Source organism: Hungatella effluvii (assembly GCF_003201875.1).
GTDB classification, from domain to species: Bacteria; Bacillota; Clostridia; order Lachnospirales; family Lachnospiraceae; genus Hungatella; species Hungatella effluvii.
The window spans coordinates 295,929-318,710 of record NZ_QJKD01000005.1 but is presented as its reverse complement, the minus strand read 5'-3'; the positions used below and the strand labels follow the sequence as shown (position 1 = coordinate 318,710).

General features: G+C 49.1%; 24 protein-coding genes. 21 read left to right on the top strand and 3 right to left on the bottom strand.

Translation table 11 applies throughout. From position 1 onward, the window contains the following. Positions 1-234 precede the first annotated feature (234 nt). The 13 genes from DFR60_RS11890 to DFR60_RS11830 all read left to right on the top strand — a co-directional run bounded on the left by DFR60_RS11890 (position 235) and on the right by DFR60_RS11830 (position 11,632). A complete protein-coding gene (locus tag DFR60_RS11890; protein ID WP_110323097.1) occupies positions 235-1,008 on the top strand; it encodes a GntR family transcriptional regulator in 774 nt (257 codons plus the stop codon). Beyond that, complete coding sequence (locus tag DFR60_RS11885) at positions 995-1,804, top strand: amidohydrolase family protein (RefSeq protein WP_243005050.1); 810 nt, start codon at positions 995-997, stop codon at positions 1,802-1,804. Before DFR60_RS11890 ends, DFR60_RS11885 begins: the two co-directional genes overlap by 14 nt. A gap of 118 nt (positions 1,805-1,922) precedes the next feature. Further along, a complete protein-coding gene (locus DFR60_RS11880) occupies positions 1,923-2,408 on the top strand; it encodes a PTS sugar transporter subunit IIB (RefSeq protein WP_002601980.1) in 486 nt (161 codons plus the stop codon). A 16-nt stretch (positions 2,409-2,424) separates the two neighbouring features. After that, the gene (locus tag DFR60_RS11875; protein WP_002601979.1) at positions 2,425-3,168 is read left to right on the top strand and encodes a PTS mannose/fructose/sorbose/N-acetylgalactosamine transporter subunit IIC; all 744 of its coding nucleotides are present in this window, start codon (positions 2,425-2,427) and stop codon (positions 3,166-3,168) included. Next, positions 3,168-4,013 (top strand): PTS system mannose/fructose/sorbose family transporter subunit IID, encoded by an 846-nt coding sequence (locus DFR60_RS11870; RefSeq protein WP_002601978.1) that lies wholly within the window; start codon positions 3,168-3,170, stop codon positions 4,011-4,013. Before DFR60_RS11875 ends, DFR60_RS11870 begins: the two co-directional genes overlap by 1 nt. A gap of 14 nt (positions 4,014-4,027) precedes the next feature. Further along, the gene (locus tag DFR60_RS11865; RefSeq protein ID WP_110323096.1) at positions 4,028-4,783 is read left to right on the top strand and encodes an amidohydrolase family protein; all 756 of its coding nucleotides are present in this window, start codon (positions 4,028-4,030) and stop codon (positions 4,781-4,783) included. A 34-nt stretch (positions 4,784-4,817) separates the two neighbouring features. Then, on the top strand, positions 4,818-5,777 hold the full coding sequence (locus DFR60_RS11860; protein ID WP_110323095.1) for an IF-2B domain-containing protein: 960 nt from the start codon (positions 4,818-4,820) through the stop codon (positions 5,775-5,777). A gap of 7 nt (positions 5,778-5,784) precedes the next feature. Next, entirely contained in the window at positions 5,785-6,609 is an 825-nt protein-coding gene (locus DFR60_RS11855; RefSeq protein WP_110323094.1) for a BtpA/SgcQ family protein, read from the top strand. Further along, positions 6,606-7,007, top strand: a complete 402-nt coding sequence (gene agaF, locus DFR60_RS11850) for a PTS galactosamine/N-acetylgalactosamine transporter subunit IIA (RefSeq protein WP_110323093.1) — start codon at positions 6,606-6,608, stop codon at positions 7,005-7,007. Before DFR60_RS11855 ends, agaF begins: the two co-directional genes overlap by 4 nt. Then, complete coding sequence (gene hydA, locus DFR60_RS11845) at positions 7,004-8,431, top strand: dihydropyrimidinase (protein WP_110323092.1); 1,428 nt, start codon at positions 7,004-7,006, stop codon at positions 8,429-8,431. Before agaF ends, hydA begins: the two co-directional genes overlap by 4 nt. Positions 8,432-8,841: 410 nt before the next feature. Then, positions 8,842-9,306 (top strand): MarR family winged helix-turn-helix transcriptional regulator, encoded by a 465-nt coding sequence (locus DFR60_RS11840; RefSeq protein ID WP_110323091.1) that lies wholly within the window; start codon positions 8,842-8,844, stop codon positions 9,304-9,306. Between the two features lie 9 nt (positions 9,307-9,315). Then, positions 9,316-10,710 (top strand): MATE family efflux transporter, encoded by a 1,395-nt coding sequence (locus tag DFR60_RS11835; RefSeq protein WP_110323090.1) that lies wholly within the window; start codon positions 9,316-9,318, stop codon positions 10,708-10,710. 31 nt (positions 10,711-10,741) lie between these two features. Then, positions 10,742-11,632 carry an alpha/beta hydrolase fold domain-containing protein gene (locus DFR60_RS11830; RefSeq protein ID WP_110323089.1) on the top strand — a complete coding sequence of 297 codons (891 nt, stop codon included), beginning with the start codon at positions 10,742-10,744 and terminating at the stop codon, positions 11,630-11,632. Positions 11,633-11,707: 75 nt separating this feature from the next. Here DFR60_RS11830 and DFR60_RS11825 read toward each other — a convergent pair whose 3' ends face one another. Beyond that, the gene (locus tag DFR60_RS11825) at positions 11,708-12,427 is read right to left on the bottom strand and encodes an adaptor protein MecA (RefSeq protein ID WP_110323088.1); all 720 of its coding nucleotides are present in this window, start codon (positions 12,425-12,427) and stop codon (positions 11,708-11,710) included. A 205-nt stretch (positions 12,428-12,632) separates the two neighbouring features. Between DFR60_RS11825 and DFR60_RS11820 the strand changes: the two genes are divergently transcribed. The 6 genes from DFR60_RS11820 to DFR60_RS11795 all read left to right on the top strand — a co-directional run bounded on the left by DFR60_RS11820 (position 12,633) and on the right by DFR60_RS11795 (position 19,164). Beyond that, a complete protein-coding gene (locus tag DFR60_RS11820; RefSeq protein WP_243005049.1) occupies positions 12,633-14,099 on the top strand; it encodes a serine/threonine protein kinase in 1,467 nt (488 codons plus the stop codon). 60 nt (positions 14,100-14,159) lie between these two features. After that, entirely contained in the window at positions 14,160-14,792 is a 633-nt protein-coding gene (locus DFR60_RS11815) for a hypothetical protein (RefSeq protein ID WP_110323087.1), read from the top strand. A gap of 15 nt (positions 14,793-14,807) precedes the next feature. Beyond that, a complete protein-coding gene (locus DFR60_RS11810; RefSeq protein ID WP_243005048.1) occupies positions 14,808-15,086 on the top strand; it encodes a hypothetical protein in 279 nt (92 codons plus the stop codon). Between the two features lie 178 nt (positions 15,087-15,264). Further along, positions 15,265-16,926, top strand: coding sequence for a glycosyl hydrolase family 18 protein (locus DFR60_RS11805; RefSeq protein ID WP_110323086.1), 1,662 nt, complete (start codon positions 15,265-15,267; stop codon positions 16,924-16,926). A gap of 32 nt (positions 16,927-16,958) precedes the next feature. Further along, entirely contained in the window at positions 16,959-18,404 is a 1,446-nt protein-coding gene (locus DFR60_RS11800) for a metallophosphoesterase (protein ID WP_110323085.1), read from the top strand. A gap of 64 nt (positions 18,405-18,468) precedes the next feature. Continuing rightward, positions 18,469-19,164: an N-acetylmuramoyl-L-alanine amidase gene (locus tag DFR60_RS11795; protein WP_110323084.1), complete on the top strand. Its 696-nt coding sequence runs from the start codon at positions 18,469-18,471 to the stop codon at positions 19,162-19,164. Positions 19,165-19,249: 85 nt separating this feature from the next. On the opposite strand, the gene DFR60_RS11790 is transcribed toward DFR60_RS11795, so the two are convergent. Both DFR60_RS11790 and asnA read right to left on the bottom strand, forming a co-directional pair. Beyond that, positions 19,250-19,603 carry a hypothetical protein gene (locus DFR60_RS11790; RefSeq protein WP_110323083.1) on the bottom strand — a complete coding sequence of 118 codons (354 nt, stop codon included), beginning with the start codon at positions 19,601-19,603 and terminating at the stop codon, positions 19,250-19,252. 213 nt (positions 19,604-19,816) lie between these two features. Next, positions 19,817-20,824, bottom strand: a complete 1,008-nt coding sequence (gene asnA / locus DFR60_RS11785; protein ID WP_110323082.1) for an aspartate--ammonia ligase — start codon at positions 20,822-20,824, stop codon at positions 19,817-19,819. A 290-nt stretch (positions 20,825-21,114) separates the two neighbouring features. On the opposite strand from asnA, the gene DFR60_RS11780 reads away from it, so the two are divergent. Together DFR60_RS11780 and DFR60_RS11775 are read left to right on the top strand one after the other, a co-directional pair. Next, positions 21,115-22,206, top strand: a complete 1,092-nt coding sequence (locus tag DFR60_RS11780) for an L-threonylcarbamoyladenylate synthase (protein WP_110323081.1) — start codon at positions 21,115-21,117, stop codon at positions 22,204-22,206. A gap of 77 nt (positions 22,207-22,283) precedes the next feature. Continuing rightward, the gene (locus DFR60_RS11775; RefSeq protein WP_025529060.1) at positions 22,284-22,778 is read left to right on the top strand and encodes a deoxycytidylate deaminase; all 495 of its coding nucleotides are present in this window, start codon (positions 22,284-22,286) and stop codon (positions 22,776-22,778) included. Positions 22,779-22,782 lie beyond the last annotated feature (4 nt).

Here is a 22,782-nt window from a genome sequence, read left to right as displayed (position 1 = left end):
GGAGCACCGGCCGTTTTTTTTGAGACGGCCGGTGCTTTTTATTTTGCAACAAAAATCATTTATACGTTATAACAAGATGGAGGGATGGATTGCCTGTTATGATAAGTTTAACGTGTTTGTAATTATTTTCCATATATGGTAAAATAATATCATGAAAAAATATACGAAATAGATAAAGATGTTGACAAACATGTTATAACATGTTATTATAACATCACAGACAAGGAGGAGCATATGGAACAATCCATCAGGCTTGATAAGGATTCTAAGGTACCGATTCACCAGCAGTTATATTCTTATATAAAAGAAAGGATAGCAGACGGCTTTTATAAAGAGAATGAGATCATTCCGTCAGAGAAAGAAATGCAGGAGATGTTTGAAGTGAGCAGGATTACAGTTCGCAGAGCGATATCAGATCTGGAACATGATGGCTATCTGATTAAGCGGAAAGGGCGTGGAACGATTGTATGCCCGCAGAAAAAGGAACGTGATATGTCTGTATTCAACAGCTTCAGCGGTGATGCGAAGGTCAAGGGGGATAAACCGGGCTCTATCATTCTGCACTGCAAGGAAGTGGAGGCGAGCGTTAAGATTGCAGAGATGCTTCAGGTGGAAACTGGGGAAAAGGTTTACTCTCTAAAGCGGCTCAGGCTGCTCAACGGGCGGATTATTGCTCTGAATGAGACGTATGTCAGCGGCCGTCTGGGATTTGCACTCAGGGGAGAGGACTTTGATTCTACGACGTCGCTGTATGAGTACTTAGAACAGCATGGAATTGTACTTGGGAGCGCAGATGAGACCGTGGAAGCAAAGATGGCGACTTCTGAGATTCGAAGGGAACTGTTTTTGGAGGAAAGCAAGCCTCTGGTCTACAAGGAACGGGTTACATATGACATGAACGGAAGACCGGTGGAATTTTCGGAGAATTCCTACTTGTCGGATTCTTACAAATACTATATTCATATTACCAATGTAAGAGGGGAGGGAAATACGGGTGAAAAGGTATGATTTCCATTCACATCTGGGGAAGACCAGATCAGGAGACGCGAACAATGCGGATCAGCTGGTAAAGGAGCTGGGTGAGTTTGGAATCACAAAAGTGGGTATCTGTTCTTTATCAGGAAACGGTATGAGGCCGCAGAACGACCTTGTTTATGAAGCCATGTGCCAGTATCCGGGTATTGTTGAAGGTTACGCGGATATTGATCCCAAGGCTCCGGATGCGTTTTTAGAGATTCACCGGACACTGGGAGACATGAAGATGAACGGAGTAAAGTTCATGTCATGGAAGCACGGCTACGCAGTAGAGAACTGCCCGAGTCTGGGTCCTGTAATTGATGAGATCGGAAAATATGGAGTTCATATTCAGATTCATGGAGGCGCAAGCCCTTTGTGTACACCGTTTGTCTGGATCGAACATGCGAAGCGAAGGCCGGATATGCGGTTTGTATTTACCCATGTCTGCGGCCGGGAGTTTGGATACAGCTGTATCGAGGCAATCCGGGATCTGGATAACTTCTGGGTAGAGACGTCAGCGAATATGGAAATTGACATACTTAGAAAAGCAGTGGAGGTTCTGGGACCGGAACGAATTCTGTTTGGAACCGACTGGCCATATAAACCGACCAATATTGAAATCGAGAAGTTGTATCATTTGGGGCTTAACGAATCGGAGTTGGAGTTAGTATTTTACAGGAACGCCGAGAAGTTATGGAAAAGCCACTCCGCTAAGCTCGTGGAAGACCATCATGTGACTAAGCTCGTGAAAGACCTCGCTAAGTCACATGAAATGCATCGCACGTAAGCTGCTAAAAGACAGCAGCTAAGTGCTCATAGCGATCGCTAAGCGGAGATGACATGTATCGCACGTAAGCGGACAAAAGACGTCCGCCAAGTGCTCGTAACGAGGAAGGAGCAGCATCATGGTTGTATCACACATGAGAATTGATGACCGGCTGATTCATGGACAGATTGTAACAGCGTGGATATCGGACTCGAAAGCTGGAGAGATCCTTGTGGCCGACGATATGGCGGCAAAGGACCCGACTCAGCAGATGCTTTTGAAGCTGGCAGTTCCTGCGAAAATCAAACTGACAATTGTATCAGTTGAAAAAGCGGCCGAGCTTTTAAAGACAGATCAGTCGGATACAAAAGTACTGCTGATCGTAAGGAATCCGAAAACGGCATTAGATTTATTTGAACGGGGCTTTTATATTGAGAGTGTTAATGTGGGGAATATCAGTAATGCCCGTTCAACGGTGGGGAGAAAACGCCTTTTGCCTTATATTTACGTAGAGCCTGAGGATATAGCAAATTTAACGGCGATTGCAGAAAAAAATATAAGACTTGATGTGAGGGCGGTACCAAATGATAAGTCCATAGATGGACTTGCACTCATTTCCAAATAGGAGAAGGGAGAAACGTATGAGTTTGTTAGTGAAAGCTGTCCTTGTAGCGCTGGTTACATGGCTGACATTTTTTGATAAGTATTGTACACAGTTCTTTACATACAGACCAATTGTAATAGGACCGATTATCGGACTGATCATGGGGGATTTAAAGATGGGTCTGATGGTAGGCTGTACTATTGAGCTAATGTTTTTGGGTCAGGTATTTGTCGGTACGGCGCTTCCGCCGGAGGAGACATTCAGCACAATTATTGCAACTGCATTTGCCTGTATTTCAGGCAGCACCGAGGTCGCACTGGCAACCGCGCTTCCGCTTGCAATTTTAGGACAGATGGGCATGTACTTCAGAAATATGGTGCTATGTGTATGGACTCAGCACAGGCTTGAGGCCGCTGTCGAGCGAGGGAGCAGAACGGGGATTACCATGAACTGCCTTATTCTGCCGAATGTATTCAATTTCGTACTGTTTTCTGTACCTGTTTTCCTGGCAATCTATTTAGGCGCAGGACCGGTCCAGGCAATTATCAATGCAATTCCCAAGGTTATTATTGACGGTCTGGCTGTAGGCGGCGGAATGATTGGTGCTGTCGGACTTGCACTGCTGCTGAAGTGTATTAATGTGAAACATATCTGGTACTATTTCCTGATTGGATTTTTCTTCTCCAGCTTTTTGAATATTAATCCGATTGGAATCACACTGATTGCAGTTGTATGTGTGGCTATGGCCTATTATCGCGAAATGGACAGGGAGGTAGCATAATGGCAGGAAATCAGACTGTAAATAACGATTTAACAAAACTTAACAAAAAAGATCTGCTGAAAATGTATATCTATTCCCAGGCATTTGTAAGCGGCTTTAACTACGAAAAGCAGGAGGCGCCGGGCTTTGCGTTTTCCATGATGCCGGTGATTGAAAAGGTATATAAGAATGAAGAAGATAAGAAAGAAGCGTACAGGCGTCATACAGAGCTTTTCCTGACAGAGGCGAGGCTTTCCCATTTCGTCATCGGTGTAACGGCGGCCATGGAGGAGCGCAATGCAAATGAGCATGACATTGATCCGGTCAGCATCAACGCCATAAAGGCAGCGCTCATGGGTCCGCTGGCGGGAATTGGTGACTCCCTTTACCATGGAACACTGCGTCCAATTATTGCAGGCCTGGCAGTATCCATGGTGATTGCCAGCGGATACAGCAGTATGGTGGGGCCGCTGCTCTTTGTCCTTGTTATGGCAGGCGTAGGTCAGCTTCTCCGTTACTTTGGCATTTTTAAAGGTTACGAGAAAGGTGTTGAATTTGTCGGTGCCATGCAGAGTTCTGGTCTGATCGACAAGATGACGAGACTGGCGGGAATTGCCGCTTACGCAGTTATTGGTGGTTTTGTGTACAAGTTTGTAACGATTAACGTTCCGTGGACTTACAAAGCCGGAGAGACGGTGGTAAGCCTTCAGTCCACTCTGGATGGGATCGTTCCGGGCATTCTTCCGCTTTTGTATACGCTTCTGATGCTGTGGCTGATGGACAAGAAGAAAATGAATCCGGTAGTTCTGATGCTGGTTACCATGCTGGTAGGTATTGCCGGATATGCGGTTGGAATCTTAGGATAGTTAAGGAGTAAAAGATGATTATTGATTATCATTCCCATATAAAATGGGATCGGGATACAAATCAATATGATACGGCTGCATTGCTTCAGGACATGGAGGAAAACCAGATTGATAAACGTGTGGTATCTGCGCTTGCCGGATTTTCCGCGAGAGAGCAGAACAACGCAGTGGCAGAGCTGGTAAAAGCCAATCCGGAACGGATCATTGGGTCTGCAGTGATTAATCCGAAGGAACGCGGCTGTGTTGAAGAGATGGAGCGAATTGCGGCTTCCGGATACTTTAAAACCATCGAGCTGGATTCTATGGAACACTGTTACTATCCGGAGACTATGCCGGTTCTTGACACGATTATCGAAATAGCGGCGGCAAACCACATGCCTGTGAATGTATTCACGGGCTGGGGCTGCCGCACTATGCCGGCGCAATGGGCGTATTATGCCAAACGCCATCCCGATATGACGATGGTTCTTCTTCATATGGGAACCACGGACTTTGGCTATGGCTGCGTGGAACTCGTTCCCCAATATGAGAATCTGATGGTGGAAACCTCCTGTATGTACGAATTTCCTATTTTGAGAAAGGCTTTCAGTCAGATACCGAAGGAACGTTTTCTCTTTGGAAGCCACTATCCGGATAAGCTGACGGTATGCTCGGTTCATACCTTTGATTTACTTAAGCTTCCTGAAGAACTGAAGGAGTGCATGTTCTGCAAGAACGCAGAGCGTTTGCTTTCCTGTTTTTCGAAGGCAGGAGGAGGCACGGCTGGGTAGCTGGCTACAATATAAATAGGGAAGAGGGAGTATCATGAATAAAGAAGAAGTGCGACAACTGTTGAATAACCAGTCGTCCAAACTGTTTGACGATATCGTAAACAGCCGCGTCCTCGGTGCTAATAATCATATTCGTATGATAGGGGAAATTATGCTTTTGACTGCTGAGGACGAGTCAGAGAATGGAAAAAGCGTTCTCTATAAGGTGAGAGAAATAGCCCGCTTCTTTATGGAAACAAGAGGGCAGCAGAGCCGGGCGATTTATAACGCAATCCGCTATTATATAAAAGGCCTGGCTGAGCTTGAGAACGCAGGGGAACGGGAGATACGGGAGCGTATTGCAAATCGGATTAACGCTTACGGAGCGGAGGCCGCAAAGGATATGGACACACTGATCTCTTATGGTGTTCATATTGCGGAAAACTTGGATACGATTATGATTTTTGACTATTCCAGTACCGTGGATCGTTTTGTGGCAGAACTGGGAAGAAAACGTACCATCTATATACCGGAGAGCCGGGCGCTTGATGGGGGGCGGCCTTTCGTAAAAACTGCGGTAGAAGCGGGGCACGAGGTCCATTTTATTCCTGATACAACGATGCTGGTTGCTTTAAAAAAGTGTCAGGCAGCATTCATGGGGGCGGAAACCGTTTATCCTGACGGTACGGTTTTTAATACAGTCGGGTCGGATATACTGGCTATTCTGTGCCGCCAGATCGGGATACCTCTTTATGTTCTGACTCCGATGATTAAGGTGGATACACGGCCTGTCTATGGATATAACAGGTTGTCGCCCATGCCGTTTGACTATGGTCCCCGATTGGCAGGAGCGTGGGATATGGAGGCGAAGGAACGGGTGGATTTTAGAGGAATTAAGCTTCTGGAAATTGCTCCGGAGTACATCCGGTCATTAATTACCGAGAAGGGGATTATTCCGTCTTCTGCCTTCTTTCATGAGGCGATGGAATATGCGCGTTTTTTAGAGGAGGTGTGAGAGCGGTATGATGTGTGGTAAAGAATTTCCAGTGGCACTGGCCATGATACAGCCAGAGCCGTTTCCGGGAAGTTTTCGGCATGATGGAATGCCGTTTGAAGAGATTGTGGCTGTGTCATTAAAAGAAATTGAGATGATTCAGGCCAATGGTTTTGACGGATATATTATTCAGAACCGGAACGATGCGCCTGTCCGGCAGCAGGCACTCCCGGAGACGGTTGCTTATATGACCGCACTGGCAAAGGAGTGCAGAAGAAAATACCCGGATATGATACAGGGGATTCTGGTCAACTGGGATGGAGTAGCATCGTTGGCAGTGGCAGCTGCGGCAGGTTCAGATTTTATCCGGGTGGAGCACACCTATACCGGAGTGGAAGTCGGATATGCCGGTATGTTGGAAGCACAGTGCGTGGATATCTGCCAGTTTAAGAAAAGGATCGGGTCCCATATTCCGGTTTATGCGGATGTACAGGAAGTTCACTATGAACAGCTGGCGGGAAAGAGCATTGTTGACAATGCATGGGACACAGTGATGAACGCATTTGCAGACGGGCTCTTTTTGGGGGGACAGAGCTGCGAAGAGAGTATTGAAATTATTAAGAGTGTACGAAAACGTCTGGGCAGCAAAATTCCCATTTTCTTAAGTTCCGGCGCAACCGGGGATAATATCAGCGAGATTCTGCAGTATTACGACGGTGTCAGTGTGGGAACATGGGTGAAAAATGGAAACATGAGAAATCCAATTGACCCGGAGCGGGCCGGACAGTTCATGGAAGGTGTGAAGACAGCTCGGAAACTGCGTGAAAACAGCAGAGATGAGGAGAAGTTATGATAGGAATCATTGTTGCGGGGCATGGGAATTTCGCGTCGGGTATTACCAGCATGCTGGAGCTGGTGGTTGGAAAACCGGAAAACTATGAGTATATTGATTTTCTGCAGGGAGAATCACAGGAAGCGCTGGAGAATGACTTCAGGGAAAAGCTGAATAATCTGAAGGACTGTGAAAAAATAGTAATTATGACGGATATTACCGGCGGTTCTCCGTTTAAATCAGCCGTTACTTACGCTGTTTCGGATGACAGGCTGAATGTTATTTCAGGGACAAATGTGCCAATGCTGGTGGAACTGATCTTCCGGCGTATGAATTCTGACGACAGTGAAGATCTTATTCAGTCTTCCATGGAAGCAGGAAAAGAGCAAATCGTTCGATTTCATAAGGACATGCTATGAAGCTGATAAAAAATGGTACAGTTTTGACTGCGGAATCCGAATTTAAGGGAGACATTCTGATTGATGGAGAAACCATAATGGCCGTTGGGAAGAACCTGGATCAATTGGCCGATGATATGATTGATGCGTCCGGCAAGTACATTTTCCCGGGAGGTGTGGATGAACATACTCATTTTGGCTCTTTCGGGGGAAGACTGTTTGAGACAACAGAGGCGGCAGCAGTCGGAGGGACGACAACCATTGTTGACTTTGTCCCTCAGGAGAAAGGCGATTCTCTGGGAACAGCAGTTGAAAAACATGCGGCTAAGGCCTCCGGCATATCCTGTGTGGATTTTGGTTTTCATTCCATGGTGATGGATATGCAGCCGGATACGCCGGATCAGATAAAAGAGCTTCCCAAACATGGTGTATCCTGTGTGAAGATGTTTATGGCATACAAAGGAACTCCCTTCTTCATGGAAGACATTTCAATCCTTAAGGTGATGAATGAGAGTAAACGCCACGGAATTACCATGATGGTTCATGCGGAAAATCCGGATATGATATCATTTTATACAGAGCGATTAAAGGCAGAAGGGCATCTCGCACCGGTTAACCATTCCTACTCCAGACCGCCGGTTACGGAAGAGGATGCAGTTCGTCATGCAATTGCTATGGCGCAAGTGGCGGATGTACCTCTTTTTATTGTTCACGTATCGACGAAAGGCGCTATGGAAGCAGTCAGGGAGGCCTATGCCGGAGGACAGTCTGTTTTTGGGGAAACATGTACCCATTATCTGGTGCTGGATACCTCTTATCTTGCTCTGCCGGATTTTGAAGGCGCAAAATACGTCTGTGCGCCGCCCCTTAGAACAAAAGAGCATCAGGAGGCATTGTGGGAAGGAATAGACAGAGGCTGGCTGAATGCAGTCAGCTCGGACCACTGTGCTTTGGTCGGAGGCTTTGAAAAGAAAAAAGAGGGACTGGAGGATTTCACAAAAATACCAAATGGAATCCCTGGCGTTCAAAACCGGATTTCAGTGCTATGGAGTCAGGGAGTGGCCAAAGGGCGTATATCTAAACAGCGGTTTGTGGATCTGATTGCCACCACCCCGGCAAAAAACGCAGGACTTGCGAATAAAGGACAGATTGTTCCCGGATTTGATGCGGATCTCGTGATATATGACCCGGATTATCGCGGAATTATAACGCAGAAGGATAATCTGGAAGGCATTGGCTATGAGACGTTTGAAGGCTTTGAAATGACAGGGCGCCCGGAACAGGTTTTTCTAAGGGGGATGCTGGTTGCAGAGAACGGACGCTTTACCGGAAGTAGGGGCTGTGGACATCGGATCTATGCAAAGCCGTACGCTGCTGCGTATAAGCATTACAGGCCGGCTCTATGGGCACAGAAGTACCCTTATTTATTTTTTAATGCATTATAAATGAGCTTAATCTGAGACGGGCGATATAAGGCGGGCAGTATTTTGCCCGTCTTTATTCATGCCTTTATGAAAAGATATTCAGCCGCATTGGCACAAAAGAAGAAATATGATAGATTAAGCTTTGTCAGGAATGATTACCATGAATTACAAATGCTTTTTTCTTTCGCCGGAAAACAGAAAGTGTGGCGGCTTGGCTCCTCACTGCTTTTGTTCTAGATCACCATACTTTTCCTTGTCAGTCCCCGCCTGCCTTTTCATTCATCCGGCGGTACGATATCAGTTATTGATTAACAAGGCTGAAGAAACCGCGTTGAAAATAATAGTTGCATACGCAACTATTTTATGTTACCATATACAGCAGCGCTGAAAGCGAAATGACTCCGTCCGGCAGGAAGAGAGCCAGGAGGAATATGGGGGTGGGAGACGTGAACAAACACCGGGAAATCGGGAAGTATATCTCGATTCTCCAGAGGTTAAGCAACATTTATTTTGCAAATGAATTATCCTCTTATCAAATAGGCTGTGGACAACAGTTTTTTTTATTGCAGATTTTTAAAAATCCCGGAATCAGCCTGCAGGAGCTGGCTTCCAACGGAAGCTTCGACAAAGCAACCGCGACCAGGGCGGTGAAGAAGCTGGAGGAAGAGGCGTATGTGCGGACGGAAACCGATGGTGAGGACAAGCGTGTCCGCCACATTTACGCGACGGAAAAGGCGAAAATGGTTGTGGACATAACCAGAAACAGCGTGGATTTTCTGACGGAGGTTATGCTGGAGGGATTTACAGAAGAGGAGCGCGACTCGGCTGAGGCATTTTTAATCCGCATGGCGGATAATTCATACAGGCATATTATCGCGAACAAAGGAAAGGAATGATTTAATTTTATGGAACAGACTAAAGTAGAAAAAAAGGGCAATCCACTGGGATACCGCCCAATTGGAGTGCTTCTTGGGCAGTTTGCGCTGCCCGCCATCATTTCGATGCTGGTAAACTCCATTTATAATATTGTAGACCAGATATTTATCGGACAGGGAATCGGTTATCTCGGCAATGCGGCGACGACCATCGCTTTTCCGATCGTGACGATCATTCTGGCCATGTCCACTCTTCTGGGAGCCGGCGGCAGTGCGTACGCGGCTATCAAGCTGGGTGAGAAGAGGGAAGAGGATGCAGAAAAGACGCTGGGAACGGTCTTTATCCTGACCCTGATCTCCAGTGCGGTTATCATGGTGCTGGGATTCCTGTTCATGACCCCGATGCTGAAGATCTTCGGCGCCACGGTCAATACAATGGAGTATGCGAGACAGTATACCTCTATCATCCTGATCGGTACTCCGTTTAACATGCTTTCCGTTGTCTTGAGCAACATGTCCAGAACAGATGGCAGCCCGGCGCTCTCCATGTATGCTCTTTTGGTTGGAGCTGTTTTAAATACGATCCTTGATCCGATCTACATCTTCGTTTTCCACTGGGGAGTCAGCGGTGCGGCAGTCGCAACGATCACTTCTCAGATCATTTCCGCAGTCGTTCTGGTCGTTTATTTCCTGAAAAAGGGTAAAAATATGCGCCTTCGCAGGAAGACCTTCCGCCTCGACCGCGAAATCTGTGTCCGGGCGCTTCCGCTGGGAATCTCCAGTGGTATTACTCAGGTGGCATCCACTATTTTACAGGTTGTCATGAACAATTCTCTGGTGTATTATGGAAACCAGACGACAGTCGGCGGTGATGTGGCTTTAAGCGCCATGGGTATCGTCAACAAGATCAGCATGATTCTGATTTCCATCTGTATCGGCATCGGTATCGGCTCCCAGCCGATTCTCGGCTTTAACAAAGGTGCGAACCAGCCGAAACGTGTGAGAAAAACGTACTTACTGGCAATATCAGCGGCTACCGTGGTCTCCATACTCGGCTGGCTGGCCTGTCAGATATTCCCGGGTCAGATTCTGAGCCTTTTTGGAACACAGGATATAGAATTTACGCAGTTTGCAATTAAGTGTCTGAAGATATACATGCTGGGTATCTTTACGGCTGGATTTCAGGTTGTATCCACCAGCTATTTCCAGTCTACGGGACAGCCGCTCAAGGCCTCGGTTCTGTCCATGCTGCGCCAGCTGCTTCTGCTGATTCCGCTGATCCTGATTCTTCCGCTGACCTTCAGCCTGGACGGAATCCTTTATGCGGGACCAATCGCAGACGTTGCATCGGCGGTGATTGTGAGCCTGTTTGTTGTCTATGAACTGAGAAAGTTAAATAAGGTGTGCAGCGCGTCGGAAGCGTGACAGACGCGCGTTTACGAAGGAGACGAAGAACATGAGTTTTAAGGCATCGATGGCGGGATTTCTGGCCCGGCTTTGTAAGGCGGACAGAAATATGGCGGAAAATCTTCAGAATCCACCCAGAAACACGGGGGCTTTGGACATTGTACGCTTTACGAAGAAGGTGCGGGTGAAAAACTGGGATATCAGGGGATTTAAAGGCGTTACCATCAATGGGAGCTACCCGGGAAGGGGCCATATCCTGATGCTTCCGGGCGGTGCGTATTCCCTGGAACCGGGGAAACACCACCGGAGAATCGCGGAGCGTTTCGCGCTTCTCGATCACATGAAGGTATCGGTTTTCCAGTATCCCCTCTGTCCGGAATATACGGCGGTGGATGTCCGGATCATTCTCATGGAAGCCTATGAGAGACTGGTGAGTGAATATCCGGACGATCTGTTTTTCCTGTTTGGGGACTCTTCCGGAGGCGGACTGGCCCTGGCGTTTTTACAGGAGCTGCGCGATCGGGGCGGCTGCCCCATGCCATTACGAACAGCGGTGGTGTCTCCCTGGCTGGATATCAGCCTGACGAACCCGAAGATCAAGATCGCCAGAAAGACGGAGCATATACTCCCGGTGGAAGAGCTGATGGAGACCGGAAAACGCTACTGCGGGGGCCTCGATATAGAGGATCCGTTCGTATCCCCGATCTACGGGAACATGGATGGACTGGGTCCGGTTCTGATGTTTTCCGGCGAGGAGGAGATACTGACGCCGGACTGCGAACTGCTCACAGAGAAGATGGAGAAGGTAAGCGGTACGGAGTTCGTCTATCGGAAGGCGGCTGGCATGTGCCACGACTGGATTCTGATTCCGTGCAGGGAAACCGATGTGACGCTGGATCTCATAGCCGGCTTCTTCCAGGAGGCGTTGGAGGCTGAATAAAAGAAAACCCGGAGACACGATGTGCCTCCGGGTTATTCTTTGTGTGATGAAGTACTATGAATCAAAGGGGACGGGTCAGAGCTTTGCAAGAGACTGAAGGGCATGGCCTTCAATCAGCACCTCGTAATGTTCCCTGTAGTACGCTTCTGAAGCGTAATCCTGCCGGATCTTGGTGCCGTATTCCGCAAGAATATTACAGACACGGCTGAAGTCGAGTGAGCTCTCCGATGTATTCTTCACGACGAGGTAATACTGTCTCACTTCCGGTTTCTTATATAATGTATTCTCTCCATCATAGACCTGTCCAACGGCACGGGCCGCCTCCGATATCTGGTCCAGGCTCTGGAAACAGTAAATCCTCATGGTCTTGGCTGCTGCCTCCTCTTTTGGAGCGGGAGCTTCTTCCTTATCTTTCTTCTCTGCGCTTAAGAGTCCCAGAAGACCGTCAGCACCTTCTAAGAGTTCGCTTGCCAGATCGTTTAACATGGAGTCCTGATCATCGTCGGTCATGGGGGAAAACTTGGCAAAACGTGTATCCAGCTCCTCGGGGTCTTCAATCTTGGTGATGACGAGCATAACACTTTCGTTGGACAGCGGAATCGCTTCCACCATGAGAGGAATGTCTTCGGCTTCAAATCCCACTTCGTTAGATGCTTTCTGAATCATCTCGCGGAACAGACTGCGGGCCTTTTCACTGCCGTAAGCCAGTTCGCCCAAATTCAAGTTTCGGACACTTAAATCGAAACTGGTCAGTGTACAGCGAATCTGATTTTCATTAATACGTTCTATCTTCATAGGATCACTTCCTGTTCTTTTAAATATGTTGAATGATTGTTTACATACTTCCTCAACATAACTATACTATATAATATAACCAAAAGGCAATTACTATGTGAAAAAATTTATATAAATTTAAGGGATTTATGAAAAATGGTTGAAAAAATGGGTATGATAGATTAGAATAGGCTTTAAGAGGCGATATTGGACAGGCAAAGAGGAGGTGGGAACATTAAGCACCGTTTTGTTTGGAAAATATCAGCTATGCCGTATCCTTGGGACCGGCCGTCTTGGAACCGTTTTTCTGGCGGTTCATCTTGGACTTTCCGAAAACCGCGCGATCAAGCGCGTGCCGAAGAGTTTTCTGGAATATGATCAGTTCAGGCGCGAAGCATTAATTCTGAAGGAGCTGCGCCATCCGGGAATCCCTATTGTATACGATGTAGAAGAGGACGAGAATTACAGTTATTTAATCGAAGAGTATCTGGAAGGAGAATCTCTCTATGACCTGGTAAAAAGCCAGGGTTATCTGCCGCAGAGGCTGGTCATCCGTTATGGAATCCAGCTTACTGACATCATGAATTACCTGCATCTCGCAGGAACAACCCCCCTGTTATATTTGGATTTACAGCCGAGGAATCTATTGGTGTGCCATGGGACCGTGAAGCTGATCGACTTTGACCATGCCGCCTTTACGGATGAGGCAAACGCGGCCGCGGACCGGTATGGAACCGTCGGATGCGCCGCGCCGGAGCAGTACGAAAAAAACGGAAAGCTGGATGAACGGACAGACTTATATGCCATTGGTGTGATCCTCCATTATCTTTATACCGGCACGTTTCCGGCGGTGCCCTATGAAACGGTGCCCTCGATGAAGCCGGAGCTTGCCGCCATCATCCGGACCTGCCTGGAAGAAAAGCGGGAACGACGTTTTTCCTCGGCATCAGAACTGAACAAACGGTTAAAGCAGCTGGAGCAAAGGGGAGCCGCTGCAAACGCCTGTCTACAACCATCACCTCTTATGATCGCGCTTGCGGGAAGCAAAGCGGGGGCCGGAACGACTCATATAGCCGTCGGCCTGTCAGTCTGTCTTAGAAATCTTGGTTATCCCAATCTGTATGAAGAAAGAAATGGATCCGGCATGGGAGCGGGGCTCGGTACCTTTACGAGTGCTTTGAGGGACCGCTGCGGCCTGATGCAGTACCATGGCTTTGTGTGGAAGCCGGCCTACGGACCGGGTGTTAAGCTTCCCGTGCCCTCCTGCGGCCTTATGATTGCCGACTATGGGCATGAGGTGGAGGCGGCTCTGGCTGCGGAACCGGATGCGCTGATCCTGGTCTGCGACGGCCGGGAGTGGAGCCGGGAAGCGGCATCGTCTGCTCTGAAGCGCGTGTCGGAATGCCGGATACCTTATGCGGCGGTCTATAATCACCTGGCAGAATCTGCGAGGGTAAAGCCGCCGGAGGGGATCCAACGGAGCCGCTGCTTCCGGGCGCCGTATTTTGCAGACCCGTTCAGAGCGTATGAAGGCACGAGAGGATTTTACTGTCAGGTGCTGGATACGCTGAAACTTGCGCTGGACGTGGGAGAGTATGCGGTGGGGAGACGGAGAAATCTTCGGGTTCCCTTACGAAAACATGCAGTCGGGTTTCTGCGGAACGCAGTTGGGGTTCTGCGGAACAAAGTCTAATTTGGTGAAAAGCAGTCAGGTTTTTACGGACTACAGCCGGAAAAGCCAGGAGTGAAGCACATGAGAACGAGTCATAGAAAACATTTCATTCGTACAAAGGCGTCCCGAAAAGGCGCGGCATTCGCAGAACAGCGTCTGATTGGGCTGATCGGGGCGGGGCCGGCTGTGGGGGTGACCCACACTGCGGTCACGATGGCCGGGTACTTAACCGGTATCTGCCGCAGGCGGTGTGCGGTGCTCGAGTGGAATGACCACGGGGCGTTTGAACGGCTGGAGGAGAGCTGTCTTGGAAAAAAGAACAGCGGCTGCTGCGGAAGCTTCCGCATTCTGGACGTGGATTACTACCGGAATGCGGGGACAGAGACCCTGGTATTGTGCAAAAAACTCGGTTATCAGGAGGTAATTGTGGATTACGGGGCCGCGGCCGGAGGAAATCAGGAGGAATTTTTCAGATGTGACAGGCAATTTCTTCTCGCAGGCTTAAGTGAGTGGCAGACAAGGGTGTTTCTGGATACCGTCGGTGCATGGAAGAGGGCCGGTACGGGCTGGGAGACTCTCGCAGTGTTCGGAAGCGAGGAGACCAGAAAGAATATGGAAAAGGAGCTCGGACTTTCAATCCGGCGGGTTCCGGTTTCAGTAGATGCCTTTACTGTCACAGAAACTGTCATGGAATTTTATCAGCAGATTTTATAGCGGCAGGAGGACGATGTGTCACGAACAGAAGCCTTGTGGAAGCTTAACCTGCCGCTTCTGCACATGGAGGGCGGTATGAATGAAAATGGAAAAGACAGTTACATAGCAGGCCTGAAACGTTACCGTGAGCGGGGAATTCCCATCGTAATAGACGGCGAGGTATGCACTGAACCGGACTGGAACCGTATTTTTGAGGCGAGGGAGGACAATTCTTTTTATATGGCCGATTTTGTCTCAGATGACGAGACGGGAAGACTGACAGAGATCCGGTTTGACAGGGTCTACCACAAATGAATCAAACATGGGGCGCGCGGATACCATCTTCAGCCATCAGCCAGGGAAACGGCGCGCCAGGGCGGGACAGGGGAATTTTTGCAATGTAATGAAAATGTAAGCAATTTCCCGTTGAAGTGTGGTATAGTATAATCCAAAGGGGCTTTTATGACTTACATCCATTACAGGAGGAATGCAAATGAAAAGGAGAGTGGTGCCATTTCTAGTGGCACTGGGACTGATTGTTCTGGTAATTGCCGGGTTTTTTGGCATCCGGCTGGTTGAACGATATACACCATCAAAGGAACAGGCCGACATCGGCAGGCTGCTGGGTGTAAGCGGTGACAATGTGGCGGTGTTTCTGAATAATGAGCTTCAGGAAGCAAAGGGAATCTATATAGAAGAACAGACCTATCTTCCAATCGAATGGGTAAATGAAAAACTTAACGAAAGATTTTATTGGGATAATAATGAAAAGCTGTTGGTTTACGCGCTTCCGGAGTCCATTGTCTATGCGGATCATTCTACAAAGGGAAGCTCGGGAAAGCCCTTGATCTGGGTGAATGACGAGGGTGTCTACCTGTCGCTGGGACTCATTGCCAACTATACGGATATCCGGCTTGACGTCTTTGATCTGGCCGAACACAAGCGCATTTTCGTAAATAACGACTGGTCGGAGGAGACAAAGGCCGTGGCGGACGGCAAGGGAAATGTCCGGGAAAAGGGCGGAATCAAGAGCCCGATCGTCACCAGGGTTGAGAAAGGGTCTGAGGTGACCGTGCTGGAGACTATGGAGAAGTGGGATAAGGTGCGGACCCCGGACGGCTATATCGGATATGTGGAGCATAAGCGTCTGGGCGAGAGCCGGAGCGAGGCGCCGGTGAGCACATTTGTGGCTCCGGTCTATAAGAATATCTCTCTAGATGAACCGGTATGCATGGCGTGGCACCAGGTCACGAAACCGGAGGGGAACGCCTCCTTTGATAATCTGATTGCCAATACAAAGGGGCTGAATGTTATTTCCCCGACCTGGTATGAGCTGACCGACAACGAAGGCGGATTCAATTCCTATGCGGATGCTGCGTATGTACAGAAAGCCCATGACATGGGACTCCAGGTGTGGGCCCTGATCAATAATTTCAGCGGCAACGTGCAGACAGAGGTTCTGCTTTCGAAGACCTCCACACGGCAGAAGCTGATTGAGAAGCTGATGGCTGAGGTGGAGCAGTATGGTTTGGACGGACTGAATCTGGATTTCGAGGGGATTAAGAAGGAAGCCGGGGTTCACTATATCCAGTTTATCAGAGAATTGTCTGTTTCCTGTCGGAAAGAGGGAATCGTGCTGTCCGTGGATAATTACGTTCCCTATGCCGGCAATGAGTTCTATAACCGGAAGGAACAGGGAATTGTGGCTGATTATGTCATCGTTATGGGGTACGACGAGCATTACGCCGGCGGCGAGCCGGGATCAGTAGCTTCGGTCGGCTATGTAAATGATGGGATTTCAAACACGTTAAAACAGGTTCCGAAGGAAAAGCTGATTAATGCCATTCCGCTGTATACCAGGGTCTGGACCGAGGCCGCGGATGGAAAGACGTCATCGGTAGCTCTGGGTATCGCCAAAGCAAAGGAATGGGCCGTGGAGAATAATGTGGAACTGTACTGGCAGGAGGAGCTGGGACAGTATTATGGGGAACTGAAGACTGAGGAGGGGACAAAAAAAGTCTGGATGGAGGAAGAACGTTCCATAGGGCTTAAGATGGATCTGATCAGGAAGTATGATCTGGCTGGAGTTGCCTGCTGGAAGCTTGGCTTCGAGCCCGCCGAACTGTGGGATGAGATACGGATGGATCAGGAGTAGAACATCGCAAAGAGACAGGAAGGTTCAGAGTTATGAAAAAGAGAACAGCATTGTATGCGGCGCTGATCTGTACGATTATGACCGGGTGTTCCTTAAAAAGCCCGGTGTCGGAGACGGTGACGGAACCGGAGAGTACGGCAGAGACGGAAAGCGCGGAGATTCCTCAGACACCGGCTGAGACGACGGCGCCTCCTACCATTGAGGAATTTCCCCACGAGGTAGAAGACCCCACTGCAGCACCGCCGGAGCAGAAATTTGAGGAAGGCTGCCGTATTCTTCTGGCCTCGGATATCCATTATCTCTCCCGCGGACTGACGGATTTTGGAGACGGATTCAAGTATAAGGTGGAACACGGGGACGGAAAAGTCGTAAACTACATATGGGAGATCACAGATGCGTTCATTGAAGCGGTGAAGAAAGAGGATCCGGATCTCGTGATTCTGTCAGGGGACTTAACCCTGAACGGAGAGAGGGACAGCCATCTTGATTTTGCAAAAAAGCTGAAAGAGATTGAGGACGCGGGAATCCCCGTCATTGTGATTCCGGGGAATCACGATATCAACAACACCGCAGCAGCACAGTTTACAGGCGCGCAGGCTCTGGGGACGTCGCACATCGGCCCGGAGGATTTCGCGGAGATTTACCAGGATTTCGGATATGATGAAGCGGTGAGCCGCGATTCTGCGTCGCTCAGCTACGTATATCAGATTGATGACTATAACCGGGCGCTGATGCTGGATACGTGCCAGTATGCGCCATATAATCAGGTCGGCGGCATGATTCAGGAAGAGACGTACGACTGGATTGAAGATCAGATGGAGGATGCCTGGGATCTGGGCATGAATGTGATACCTGTGGGGCACCATAATCTGCTGGATGAGAGCGAGGTCTATGTGGAGGACTGTACCATCGAGCACAGCGAGCAGCTGATCGATCAGCTGGACAGCTGGGATGTGCCTTTATTTTTAAGCGGCCATCTCCATGTGCAGCATTTTATGCGTGAAGATGAGGACTACGGGATCTATGAGATCGTCACCAGCTCGCTGGCGACACCGCCATGCCAGTATGGAATGCTGGATTACGGAGATGACGGAAGCTTTAAGTATCACACAGTGCCTCTCGATATGGAAGCCTGGGCGAAGGAACAGGGGAGTACGGATAAGAACCTGCTGAATTTTAAAGCGTACTCGGAAGAATTCCTGAACCGGGTATTCTACAATCAGGCTCAGGATGAATTTGAACGCATGAATAATTTTGACAGCCTTACGAAGCGCCAGAAGGATCAGATGGCAAAGGTATACGCGGAGATCAACTCTGCCTGCTATGCGGGAAAGGCCGTGGAGATAAAGGATAAGGCTACGGAAAAGGCCGGATACAAGCTGTGGGGGGAGAATGGATACCCCAGTATCTTAAGCCAGTACTTAGAATCGATCGTCAGGGATGCCACAAAAGACTATAATTCGCTGGAAGTAAAATAAAGTTGGTTCTTTTTTATTTTGCCGGGAGATATAATTCAATAAGAATACGAATCAGGCAGGCAAAGTGAAACTATCAAAATTGGAACCGTATCTGGCGGTACTGCTGCTGGTTATGGTCTATGTCGTATCCCGCCAGGCAGGCCGGATGGCGGCGGGAGTCAGCGTAATCTCCGGGAAAGATCGGCCGGTCGTGGTGATCGATGCGGGCCATGGAGGCAATGACCCCGGGAAAATCGGAGTGGATGGCAGCCTCGAGAAGGATATTAATCTAAAGATTGCCAGGAAGGTGAAGGCCTATCTGGAAGCCTCCGATGTCCAGGTGGTCCTGACACGTGAAGACGACCAGGGGCTCTATACGGAAAAGGACAGCAAGAAAAAGATGGCGGACATGAACCGGCGCTGTCAGATTATCAATGAGACGAGTCCGGCGCTGACGGTGAGCATCCATCAGAACAGCTATCATCAGGAAGGAATCTCAGGCGGCCAGGTGTTCTACTACAAGGGATCGGAGAAGGGAAAGAAGCTGGCGGAGACGCTGCAGAAGCGGTTTGACTTCGTCCTGGGCGACAAGAATACGAGAGTAGCCAAGGCCAACGACAACTATTTCCTCCTGCTCCATGTGAAGACACCGATTGTCATTGTGGAGTGCGGTTTCCTGTCTAACTGGAATGAGTCGGCCATGCTGAATTCCGAGGAGTATCAGGACCGGCTGGCCTGGACGATACATATGGGTATCATGGAGTATTTGAACGGAAGATAATGATAATTGAAAATTGGTCATGGAGAAGAGCGGGTTCAGATAGTTTGAACCCGCTTTAAAAGTTTGTCCAATGACGGCAAATGGATCAGTCTCTAAATGCAATTGTATAATACAAGATGGTCTGTTTATTTCCACATGGGCAAATACAGCCCAAATATACGGTACTCTCATGGTTGAAGCAAAAACCGAAGATACGGCCGAAAAGGTCGATCAGGAATAAGAAAAAATTTAGTTCTTCCTCTAACTCGCTTGTACTGCAATACGTGAAAACCTGAGCATACCACGTTTTGCACGATCTGCGCTCTCCACATCTGGGCATGTCCCAATCGATATTAAAATTTTTTCTTAATAGTTCGAGTTTCTCATAGTCTGATTTTCCTTCAAGAGATCTTAATACCTCTTCTTTTAATAATTCTAAATCTTTTCCCTGCAGATTCATGATAAAATTACGCCCCTAAAATATTTACTTACAATATCATAATATTCAGCGGAGCGGTTTTTTGACACAAGCCCTGTTTTAGGGCCTGGAAATATGGCTCAAAAAAAGGAAGAGCTGGCAACCGGAAGGAGACTCCATTATATCCGTGAGCCAATTTCCTTCCTTGTCGCCCGCTCTTCCTGTTTGGCAGGGAGTGGAAGCGTATGTATCCGGCTACAGCAAAAATATCTTATGCTGCCGGCACTCCTCGATCATGTCGTTTGGCCAGATGCTTGCCTGTACCTCGCCTACATGGGCGCGGTTTAGGAGAAGCATGCATAGACGGGACTGGCCGATACCGCCGCCGATGGTGTAAGGCAGCTGTCCCTCTAAGAGCATGCGGTGGTAGGGCAGAGAACGGCGGTCCTCGCAGCCCGCCTTCCGGAGCTGATCTTCCAGGGATTTCTCATCTACACGGATGCCCATGCTGGAGATCTCCAGGGCGCAGTTTAAGTTCTCGAACCAGAAGAGAATATCTCCGTTTAACTGCCAGTCATCGTAGTCAGGGGCTCTGCCGTCGTGAGGCTCACCGCTGGCCAGCTTATCGCCGATCTGCATTAAAAAGACGCAGCCGTACTCTTGGGTGATTAAATTCTCCCGCTCCTTCGGAGTCTTGTCGGGATAGCGGTCCTCCAGCTCCTGGGACGTGATGAAGGTGATCTCCTTTGGAAGATGGTTGACAGCGTTCGGGTACTTATACCAGACCTCATGCTGCATGTGCTTGATGATCTTGAAAATAGTGCGGACCGTCTCTTTTAATGTTTCGATGGTACGGTTCTCTTTCGTGATGACCTTTTCCCAGTCCCACTGGTCTACATAGCAGGAATGAAGATTATCCAGGTCCTCGTCGCGCCGGATCGCGTTCATGTTTGTATAGAGGCCTTCGCCCGGCAGAAAGCCGTATTCGTGAAGAGCCATTCGTTTCCATTTGGCAAGAGAGTGTACGACTTCGACGGTTTCGCCCGGAATTCCGGCTATGTCAAACTGGACGGGGCGCTCTACGCCGTTTAGGTTGTCGTTCAAACCGCTGCTCTTCTCCACAAAGAGGGGGGCGGAGATTCTTTCCAGGTTCATTTCCCTTCCAAATTCCTTCTGAAAGGTGTCACGTATGTATTTGATGGCCTCCTGCGTCTCACGTACGGTGAGATGGGGGTCATAGTTTTCTGGTATGATGAGTGCCATTTCATTGTCCTCCCGGTATAATATCCCTTTTATGGTATCATTATTACAGAAATTCCGCAAGTATTACAAGGATGAATTGCAGTAAAAAGTAAATTTGAACCAAAGCTGTAAAGTCAAGTAAAAAGTTGCATGCGACTTAGGGTTGTGCTATGATAAGCAGTAAGTATGCAGGGGGAAAGCCCCTGTCTGAGAGAAGCCAGTACTGCATTGCACAATTAACAGTGAATATAGCACCCGCTATTTACCGTTAATTGCGCAGCGCAGTACTGGAGAAAAGAGAGCGGAGAAAGATGGTTACGGAACGAATTATAATAGAAGATACGCACAGGATAGACGCGGGAAAGCTGGAGAGAGCGGCGGAGATTTTACGGGAAGGCGGTCTGGTGGCATTTCCGACGGAGACCGTGTATGGGCTCGGGGCAAATGCTCTCGATGAGGAAGCGGCAAAGAAGATATACGCAGCAAAAGGAAGACCTTCGGACAATCCGCTGATTGCACATATCGCGGATTTTTCTGATTTGAAGCCCCTGGTGGCGGAGATTCCGGAGGCGGCGGGGAAGCTGATGGAGGCATTCTGGCCGGGACCGCTGACCATGATATTTCCTAAGAGTGACGCCGTTCCATACGGCACGACAGGAGGACTGGATACCGTAGCGGTCCGCATGCCCAGCGATCCGGTGGCCATGACGCTCATCCGGCTTGCCGGTGTACCGGTAGCGGCTCCCAGCGCCAATACGTCTGGACGGCCCAGTCCTACGACGGCGGATCACGTATGGCAGGATATGAACGAAAAGATCGACATGATCGTGGATGGCGGACCTGTGGGAATCGGTGTGGAATCCACGATTATCGATGTGTCCGGGGAGATTCCGGTGATTCTGCGCCCGGGAGCCATCACACAGGAGATGGCCAGCGAGGTGCTGGGCATGGAGATCGGCCTCGATCCGGCGATTACCGGTGACGGCCCGATGAACGCCGATGTGAAGCCGAAGGCGCCAGGAATGAAGTATAAGCACTATGCGCCGAAGGCCGATTTGACCCTGGTTGAAGGGACGGCCGCCGATGTGGTCCGCACCATCAACCATCTGGCCGGGAAGAAGCTGGAGGCGGGGTACCGCGTGGGAATTATCTGCACGGACGAGACCATGGAGCTGTACCCGGATGGCATGGTGAGAAGCCTGGGGCTGCGCGCCAGGGAGGAGACTATTGCCCATAATTTATACGCTGTACTAAGGGAATTTGATGATCTGGAGGCGGATTACATCTATTCAGAGAGTTTTTCGGCCGACCATCTGGGACAGGCGATTATGAACCGTCTGAAGAAGGCGGCGGGATACCATATGATTAAAGTCACTGCACTAAGCTCGAAAAGACCTCACTAAGTGCCAGTGACATGTATCGCACGTAAGCGGCCAAAAGACGTCCGCTAAGTGCTCATAACAAGGAGGAGATCATGTCAGTGACTGAGAAGAGAGAAGATTACATTACATGGGATGAATATTTCATGGGAGTTGCCATTTTATCCGGAAAGCGTTCCAAGGACCCCAGCACACAGGTGGGAGCGTGTATCGTAAGCCAGGATAACAAGATCCTGTCCATGGGATACAATGGATTTCCGAAGGGATGCTCCGACGATGAATTTCCCTGGGGAAAGGAACACGAGAAGGACGATCCGTATAACGCAAAATATTTTTACTCCACCCACAGCGAGTTAAACGCTATCTTAAACTACAGAGGCGGCAGTCTGGAGGGATCCAAGTTGTATGTCACGCTGTTTCCGTGCAATGAATGTGCAAAGGCCATCATCCAGTCGGGGATCAAGACGATCGTCTACGGCAGTGATAAGTACGACGGGACACCGGCGGTCAATGCCTCCAAGCGCATGCTGAACGCGGCAGGGGTGCGGTATTACCAGTATCAGCCGACAGGCCGGAAGATAGAAATCGAGGTTTAGATAA

What these genes read in the sequence shown, in the direction of transcription:
- DFR60_RS11890 (WP_110323097.1), top strand. Translation starts at nt 235, where the DNA reads ATGGAACAATCCATCAGGCTTGATAAGGATTCTAAGGTACCGATTCAC.
- DFR60_RS11880 (WP_002601980.1), top strand. Translation starts at nt 1,923, where the DNA reads ATGGTTGTATCACACATGAGAATTGATGACCGGCTGATTCATGGACAG.
- DFR60_RS11875 (WP_002601979.1), top strand. Translation starts at nt 2,425, where the DNA reads ATGAGTTTGTTAGTGAAAGCTGTCCTTGTAGCGCTGGTTACATGGCTG.
- DFR60_RS11870 (WP_002601978.1), top strand. Translation starts at nt 3,168, where the DNA reads ATGGCAGGAAATCAGACTGTAAATAACGATTTAACAAAACTTAACAAA.
- DFR60_RS11865 (WP_110323096.1), top strand. Translation starts at nt 4,028, where the DNA reads ATGATTATTGATTATCATTCCCATATAAAATGGGATCGGGATACAAAT.
- DFR60_RS11860 (WP_110323095.1), top strand. Translation starts at nt 4,818, where the DNA reads ATGAATAAAGAAGAAGTGCGACAACTGTTGAATAACCAGTCGTCCAAA.
- DFR60_RS11855 (WP_110323094.1), top strand. Translation starts at nt 5,785, where the DNA reads ATGATGTGTGGTAAAGAATTTCCAGTGGCACTGGCCATGATACAGCCA.
- agaF (WP_110323093.1), top strand. Translation starts at nt 6,606, where the DNA reads ATGATAGGAATCATTGTTGCGGGGCATGGGAATTTCGCGTCGGGTATT.
- hydA (WP_110323092.1), top strand. Translation starts at nt 7,004, where the DNA reads ATGAAGCTGATAAAAAATGGTACAGTTTTGACTGCGGAATCCGAATTT.
- DFR60_RS11840 (WP_110323091.1), top strand. Translation starts at nt 8,842, where the DNA reads ATGGGGGTGGGAGACGTGAACAAACACCGGGAAATCGGGAAGTATATC.
- DFR60_RS11835 (WP_110323090.1), top strand. Translation starts at nt 9,316, where the DNA reads ATGGAACAGACTAAAGTAGAAAAAAAGGGCAATCCACTGGGATACCGC.
- DFR60_RS11830 (WP_110323089.1), top strand. Translation starts at nt 10,742, where the DNA reads ATGAGTTTTAAGGCATCGATGGCGGGATTTCTGGCCCGGCTTTGTAAG.
- DFR60_RS11825 (WP_110323088.1), bottom strand. Translation starts at nt 12,427, where the DNA reads ATGAAGATAGAACGTATTAATGAAAATCAGATTCGCTGTACACTGACC.
- DFR60_RS11815 (WP_110323087.1), top strand. Translation starts at nt 14,160, where the DNA reads ATGAGAACGAGTCATAGAAAACATTTCATTCGTACAAAGGCGTCCCGA.
- DFR60_RS11805 (WP_110323086.1), top strand. Translation starts at nt 15,265, where the DNA reads ATGAAAAGGAGAGTGGTGCCATTTCTAGTGGCACTGGGACTGATTGTT.
- DFR60_RS11800 (WP_110323085.1), top strand. Translation starts at nt 16,959, where the DNA reads ATGAAAAAGAGAACAGCATTGTATGCGGCGCTGATCTGTACGATTATG.
- DFR60_RS11790 (WP_110323083.1), bottom strand. Translation starts at nt 19,603, where the DNA reads ATGAATCTGCAGGGAAAAGATTTAGAATTATTAAAAGAAGAGGTATTA.
- asnA (WP_110323082.1), bottom strand. Translation starts at nt 20,824, where the DNA reads ATGGCACTCATCATACCAGAAAACTATGACCCCCATCTCACCGTACGT.
- DFR60_RS11780 (WP_110323081.1), top strand. Translation starts at nt 21,115, where the DNA reads ATGGTTACGGAACGAATTATAATAGAAGATACGCACAGGATAGACGCG.